This window comes from Arthrobacter humicola (assembly GCF_039531445.1).
Lineage (GTDB): Bacteria > Actinomycetota > Actinomycetes > Actinomycetales > Micrococcaceae > Arthrobacter > Arthrobacter humicola.
On record NZ_BAAAQB010000010.1, the window covers coordinates 91,957 to 98,696 of the forward strand.

Sequence of the window (6,740 nt, forward strand, 5' to 3'; positions counted from 1 at the left end):
GCCGCATCAACCCAGCCCAGCATCTGTCTACTGGCCTGCACTGCACCCGGTCATCGATCGAGACCCACGGGCCGGGCTTCAATCCTTGAAGCCGTTCCCGGGAATCACTACCGAGGACCGCGAATGCGTGATGCGGTTGATCCTCCTGTTTAGTTTTGTCCTGAAGAAGGCGGCCCTTTCCGGTCCGGAAGGGGCCGCCCCTTAAAGCTGACTAGCGACGCAGGCCGAGGCGCTCGATGAGCTGACGGTAGCGGGTGATGTCAGTGTTCTTGAGGTAGGTGAGCATGCGCTTGCGACGACCAACCATGGCCAGCAGACCGCGCTGGGTGTGGTAGTCGTGCTTGTGCACCTTCATGTGCTCAGTGAGATCCTTGATCCGCTGAGTCAGGACTGCAACCTGGACCTCCGGCGAACCGGTGTCGCCCTCGGACGTTGCGAATTCCTTGATGATGGACTGCTTTACAGCGGCTTCAAGTGCCACGTTAACTCCTAGAGATGTGCCGTGAGGCCCGAAAACAGTACTTCACTGCCGGGGGTGCCGTCCCGGAACACCGTGCCGAAGCCAGGTATCCCGTACACAACAGGAACCAGCCGCCACGGACTGCAGCCGGATCCAACGTTTAGTTTAGTGGCACGTCCGCGATCTTGTCGAAACCACCTGCCGTGCCAGCCGGCGAAGGGGCTCAGTTCTCCGGGCCCGAAAGCAGCTCCCGGATGGCGGCGAGGCCGCGGTACAGCTCCTCAAAGGAGGTGCTGAGCGGAGACAGCCCGATCCTGATGCCCTGCGGGGCACGGAAATCGGGAATCACGTCCTGATCCCACAAGGCGGCCGTCATTTCACGGAAGGCAGGGTGGTCGATCGTCACGTGGCTGCCGCGCAGTTCGGGGTCCCGCGGGGTGGACAGCTGCACGCCGGCCGGTGCCAGCCAGGCGTCGTAGAGTTCAAGGGCGAAGGCCGTCAGCACCCGCGACTTCGCGCGGAGCGCGGCCATGCCCACTTCCTCGATCAGGTCCAGCGTGCCGCGCATGGCGAGCATCCCGAAGATGGCCGGGGTGCCGCTGAGGAAGCCGCGGATGCCGGGAGCGGCCTCGTAGCCGGGACCCATTTCGAACGCGTCCTTGCGTCCCATCCAGCCCCAGATCGGCTGCTGCAGCCCGGCCAGGTGCCGGTCGTTGACGTAGGCGAACGCGGGCGAGCCCGGTCCCCCGTTCAGGTATTTGTAGGTGCAGCCTGCCGCAAAGTCGACGTCGGCGTCGTCCAATGCGATCTCCACAGATCCGGCGGAGTGGCAAAGGTCCCACACCACCAGGGCGCCGGCGTCGTGGATTGCGGCGGTGACGGCCGGCAGGTCGGCGAGGAAACCGGAACGGTAGGCGATCTGGCTCAGGACCACGACGCCGGTGGCCGGCCCCGTCGCGGCCCGCACCTGCTCGACGGTGACGCCGGCGGCGGGATCGGCGTCGATCCAGCGCAGGGTCAGGCCCTGTTCGCGGGCGATTCCCTCCACCAGATAGCGGTCGGTGGGGAAATTGTCCGTGTCCAGGACGATTTCGGTCCGGGCCGGATCTGTGACGGCGGCCAGGGCGGCGCGGATCAGCTTGTACAGCACCACGGTGGTGGAGTCGGCAATGATGGTCTGTCCGGGCGCCGCACCGAGCACCGCGCGGCCGAGCTGGTCGCCGATGGCCTGGGGCAGTTCAAGCCACTCCTCATCCCAGCCCCGGATCAGGCGGCCGCCCCAGCTGTCCTGGATGAAGGTGCTGATGTCGGTGATGGTCCGTTTGAGCGGCCGTCCGAGCGAGTTCCCGTCAAGGTAGGACAAGTCGGTGTCCGTGCCGACGAAGTGTTCCCGGTAGTTTGCGAGCGGATCCGCGGCGTCGAGGTCGCGGGCGCGCTGCCACAGGGCGTCGGTAGTGTTGCCTGCGGTCTCCGCATTGATCGCGTTCACTGGCCGATCTCCGTCCGCACTGCGAAGAGCTCCGGGAAGAAGGTCAGTTCCAGGGCCTTCTGCAAGAACGCGGCCCCGCTGGACCCGCCGGTGCCGGCCTTCATGCCGATGGTGCGCTGGACGGTGCGCAGGTGGCGGAAGCGCCAGAGCTGGAAGTTGTCCTCGAGGTCCACGAGTTCCTCGCAGGCCTCATAGGCACCCCAGTTGTCGGCGGCGTTCTCGTAGATGTACTTGAACACCGGAACCAATTCCGGGCAGAACTCGTGGGCCTTGGTGACGTCGCGTTCCAGCACGGAGGCCGGGACGTCGAAGCCCTGGCGCTTGAGATACGCCAGGAAGTCGTCGTAGATGCTGGGGGCGTCGAGCAGTTCGCGCAGCATTTCGTGGGCCTCGGGGTCCGATTCGAAGACCGGAAGCATCTTGGCGTTCTTGTTGCCGAGCAGGAACTCGACCGCCCGGTACTGGCTGGACTGGAACCCGGACGAGTTGCCGAGGAAGCCGCGGAACTGCGAGTACTCGGTGGGCGTGAGGGTGGCCAGCACGGACCACTGCTCGGTAAGGGTCTTCTGGATGTGCTTGACGCGGGCGATCGCTTTGAGGGCGGAGCCGAGGTCGTCAGAACGCAGCCAGGCGGCGGCGCTGCGAAGCTCGTGCAGCACCAGCTTCAGCCACAGCTCCGTGGTCTGGTGCTGGATGATGAACAACATCTCGTCGTGGTGTTCCGGGGTGCTGACAGGCTGCTGGGCGCTGAGCAGGGTGGGCAACTGCAAATAGGATGCGTAGCTCATCCGCGTGCTGAAGTCGCGGACGATGTCCCTGTCCAGCTCCCTCGTGTTCTTCTCGATGGTCACGTCTCTTGCCTTCCTTGCCGCCTGGCTGTGATTCAGCGCGCGGCTCCAGTGAGTCAGAACGCCGTCGGCGCGGGGTTGGACGCCGGTCTGGCCCCGTTGTCAGCGGGCGAACAGGATGTCATGGGCCTGGACGACGTCCAGACGCATCTGCTCCACCAATGCCTCAGGCCCACGGTACGCCACCATGCCGCGCAGCCTGGAGACGAATTCCACCACAACTGTCTGGTCGTACAGATCGAAGTCCTCTACGGACTCCTCCGGGCGGTCGATGACGTGGGCTTCTACCTGACGGCTCACGCCGTCGAACGTGGGGTTGGAGCCCACGGAGATGGCCGCAGGCCAGCGGGTCCCGGCCTGGTCCACGAGCCAGCCGGCGTAGATTCCGTCCGCGGGAATGTACCCGCTCGCCGTCGACGCCAGGTTTGCCGTGGGGAAGCCAAGATCGCGGCCGCGTGCGGCACCGTGCACCACCTCGCCGCGCATCCGGTGCGGTCTCCCCAGTACGGCAGCGGCGGTGGCAACGTCGCCGGCGCGGAGGGCCTCGCGCACCCACGTGGACGAACAGCGGCGGTCCGTGCCGGCGTCGTCGTGGATGGGGAAGCCTTCAGAGCCGAACTCACTGATGACCAGCACCTCGAAACCGAACTTCCTGCCCAGTTCCTGCATGGTGGAGAGGTCGCCGGAATTGCCGCGGCCGAACCGGGCATCGTGGCCGATCACCACGTGGCTCGCTTTCAGGGCGTCCACAAGGACCGTGGAGACAAATTCTTCAGGTGTATGGCTGGCGAGCTCCAGCGAGTACTTCATCACCAGCACGGCATCGAGGCCGAGCTCACCCAGTGCCACGAGCTTGTCCTCCAGCCCCATGATCAGCTCGGGAGCCGATTCCGGACGGTGCACCTGCGCGGGGTGCGGATCGAAGGTGATCGCGACGGCGCGGGCGTGGTTCAAGCGGGCGGTGCGGATGAGCTGCGACAGCACCTGCTGGTGGCCGCGGTGAACACCGTCGAAATTGCCGAACGTGACAACCGAAGGACCAAAGTCCGACGGGACTTCGGACAGATCGTTCCAGATGTGGACCATCAACCTCGCCTTTTGCTGCCTGCCATGAACTCTTCCGGAGGGACCGTGCCGGCTCCGGAACTCTCTAAGATTACCCGCAATCCGGGCAGCCTCCGGACGGCGCACGCGGCTTCCGGGGCAGCCTCGCGGGCACGGCCGGTGCGCCGTCCGGCGGGAAGCCGATTCAAAGGCGGCGTGGCGACGGCGTCAGCGCGCGTGGGGCCTATCGACCCAGCAGGAGCCTGCGCTGGCTGTCCCGGACCCCGTGGATGCGCCAGTTCCGCCAGTGCAGCAGTGCGGCGGCGAGGATGAGCGGGACGTGGATCCCGGGCAGGTTTCGCGCGAACCAATGCGGCAGGTAGATATCCGTGACCGAGCCGTTGCCGTCGCCGAGGTCCCGCGCGACGGCGGTCAGCGGACAGTGGAAGCCGTTCGCGGCGAAGATCAGCGTCTCTACCGCGACCACGACGGCGGCAGCGCCCGCTTTCCGGTCGGTGCGGCCCCTGATACCCGTATAGAGGACGTAGGCCATGCAGGCCTCGATGGTGAACCAGGCGATGGTGTGGAACGACTTCACTGCCCGCAGCAGCAGACGGCGTTGGTCCATGCCTCCACCCTAGACACGTATCGGCCGTTGTGACTCAGAGGCTTTCGGCCCGGGCCGCGCCTTCTTCTGCCAGCCACGTTTCCAATGCCCTGGGCCGCCTGAAGACGATAACGCGCGGGGAACTCCCTCGGGCCGACGTATGGCCTCCGGACTCCTGTCCGTCTCCCGCCCGGGCGCCAGGTCCCGGCTGGCCCCCAGGTCCCGCCCGGCGTCCTAGTCCCGCCCGCTCCGCTTTGAATCGTCCCGGCACAGGGTGACTCGCTCGCGTGACGCAATCATTGCCGGGGCATATCGGGGCGGAAGTATTTGTTGCGGCGGGGTGTTTGGCGGGGGTCGACGTGGGGTGGCGGGATGAACCAGGGGATGCCGCTGCGCATCTGGATGGTCCACGCTTCCTTGTGGATCAGATGGTGGTGGTGGGAGCACAGCAGGGTGCCGTTGTCCGTGCCCGTGGTCCCACCGCGGGACCAGTAGGTGATGTGGTGGGCTTCGCACCAGGGCGCGGGGATGGTGCAGCCCGGGAAGGCGCAGCCCTGGTCCCGGGCGGTGAGGGCTTTGCGGATGTGGGGCGGGAAGATCCGTGCGGTGCGTCCGATGTCCAGGATCCGGCCTTCTCCGCCGAGCAGGACGGGGATGATGTCGGCGTCGCAGGCGATCTTGCGGATGGTGGAGGCGGTGACGGGTCCGGTGAACATCAGCGTTCCCGTGCCCGGGCCGGGCGTGGCGGCGGGGTCGTTGGGGGTGCCGGTGCGGTCGAGGCGGCCGAGGAGGTCCCGGTAGTCGATGGTGGCCATGACCTGGGGCCGGAGTCCGCCGGCGGCGGGCAGGGCCCCGGCGGCGAGGGCGGCGTCGCAGGCGCCGACCAGGCCGTCGAGCAGTCGTTGCGGCCGCGAGCGGCGGTCCAGGACGTCGGCCGCACCGGCCGTGGTGCTTACGGCCGCGTCAGACCGGGCGGCCGCTCCGGCGGCGTGTCCGCTACCGTCACGGATCCCGTCGGCCGCGGCCACGTCAGTGACCGCGTCGTCCGTTTCCACGCAAACCCCGCCGGCTCGTCCGGCAGCGGAGACGTCCGCCGCCGCGTCGGTGGCCGCGCCGGTGCCGGGGTCGGCTGTTGGGTCCGGGCCGGGATCGGTTCCTGCGCTGGTGCGGGGGTTGGTGGCGGTGTTCATGGGGGTGCTGAGGTGTTCGAACTGGTCGGTGGTGGCGAAGATTTCCAGGTGGTGCAGGCCGTGCCGGGGTTTGCGGATGAAGGCGCCCTGGAGCCGGCGGAGGGCTTCCTCGGTAGGTTCGGCGCCGTCCTGGTCCAGGGCGTCGGTCCAGCGCCGGGCGATCCGGGTCAGGAAATCGGGGTCGTTCTCGATCGCGGTCAGGGTCAGGGCGTGTTCCATCGCGGCGGCGGTCCCGGGCGGGCACAGGTGCCGGACCCGGTCCAGGGCGGTGGTGATGATGGTCGCGGTCCGGGACGCGATCTGCCCGGCGGCGACGGCGGCGCCGAGTTCCTCGTGCACGGCCGGCACCGGTGCTCCGGTGAGTCCCTGGCGGGGCAGCAGGTCCGCGGCCTGGGTGAGCCGGCGCCGGGCTTCGGGGGCGCTGATCCGCAGCCGTGCCCGCAGGAAATCGGTGGTGCTCTTGTAGCCGTCGTCGGCCGCGGCGCACACGCCGGCCGGTCCGCCGCTACTGTCAAATGCCGTCCAGCCGTGCGTCCCCACCTCAGATCCGGCCCCGGCGCCCTCGTCTCTCCCAACCCCGGATTCGCCGTCAGATCCGGCGCCGGTTCCGGCGGGGGTGTCTTGTGTCCAGCCGGTGAGCCAGCCCGCCGGCGCCGCCGTTTCGGCGGCCCGGCCCGCCGGCGCCGGCCGGGTCCAGGCTGTTTGTTTGCGGGTCCGGTCCACCGCGGCGGCGGCGATGAGTTGGAAGTATTCGACCGTCCGGGAGAGTTCCTCCACGCGGCCGGCGAAGTCCGCGGCTTCGACCAGGGAGAACCGGGCCGCCTCGGCGGCCGCCGGGCCCAAGGATCGCAGCAACGCCAGCGCCGATTCCACCGCGCCGCCGGCACCATGGCCCGCAGCGCCGTTGGCGGCAGCAGTCGCGGCGCGGCCCAAAGTACCGTTCCCGGCATGGTCTGCGCCACCGATGTGTGATGCTTCAGACTCCCCGGCCTCGCCGGCCAGGGGGGTGTCAGATTGTTTGTGTAGGAGGGCTGTAGTCGCTGATGGATTGGAGAATCATTGTGGCTATGACTGAACCCCGTGAAGTGCTCCCGGAGGAGCT

6 protein-coding genes are annotated in these 6,740 nt (G+C 67.9%); all 6 read right to left on the minus strand.

Features of this window, described 5'->3' with window-relative positions:
* Positions 1-211: 211 nt before the first annotated feature.
* Entirely contained in the window at positions 212-481 is a 270-nt protein-coding gene (rpsO, locus tag ABD243_RS04405; RefSeq protein WP_091249788.1) for a 30S ribosomal protein S15, read from the minus strand.
* A 202-nt stretch (positions 482-683) separates the two neighbouring features.
* Positions 684-1,949: a kynureninase gene (gene kynU, locus ABD243_RS04410; RefSeq protein WP_344362511.1), complete on the minus strand. Its 1,266-nt coding sequence runs from the start codon at positions 1,947-1,949 to the stop codon at positions 684-686.
* Positions 1,946-2,800, minus strand: a complete 855-nt coding sequence (gene kynA, locus ABD243_RS04415; protein WP_091249783.1) for a tryptophan 2,3-dioxygenase — start codon at positions 2,798-2,800, stop codon at positions 1,946-1,948. The genes kynU and kynA overlap by 4 nt, the downstream gene beginning before the upstream one ends.
* A gap of 99 nt (positions 2,801-2,899) precedes the next feature.
* Complete coding sequence (locus tag ABD243_RS04420) at positions 2,900-3,883, minus strand: bifunctional riboflavin kinase/FAD synthetase (protein WP_116767843.1); 984 nt, start codon at positions 3,881-3,883, stop codon at positions 2,900-2,902.
* A 202-nt stretch (positions 3,884-4,085) separates the two neighbouring features.
* Positions 4,086-4,469, minus strand: a complete 384-nt coding sequence (locus ABD243_RS04425; protein WP_344362515.1) for a hypothetical protein — start codon at positions 4,467-4,469, stop codon at positions 4,086-4,088.
* A gap of 275 nt (positions 4,470-4,744) precedes the next feature.
* A complete protein-coding gene (locus ABD243_RS04430; RefSeq protein WP_344362518.1) occupies positions 4,745-6,571 on the minus strand; it encodes an HNH endonuclease signature motif containing protein in 1,827 nt (608 codons plus the stop codon).
* Positions 6,572-6,740 lie beyond the last annotated feature (169 nt).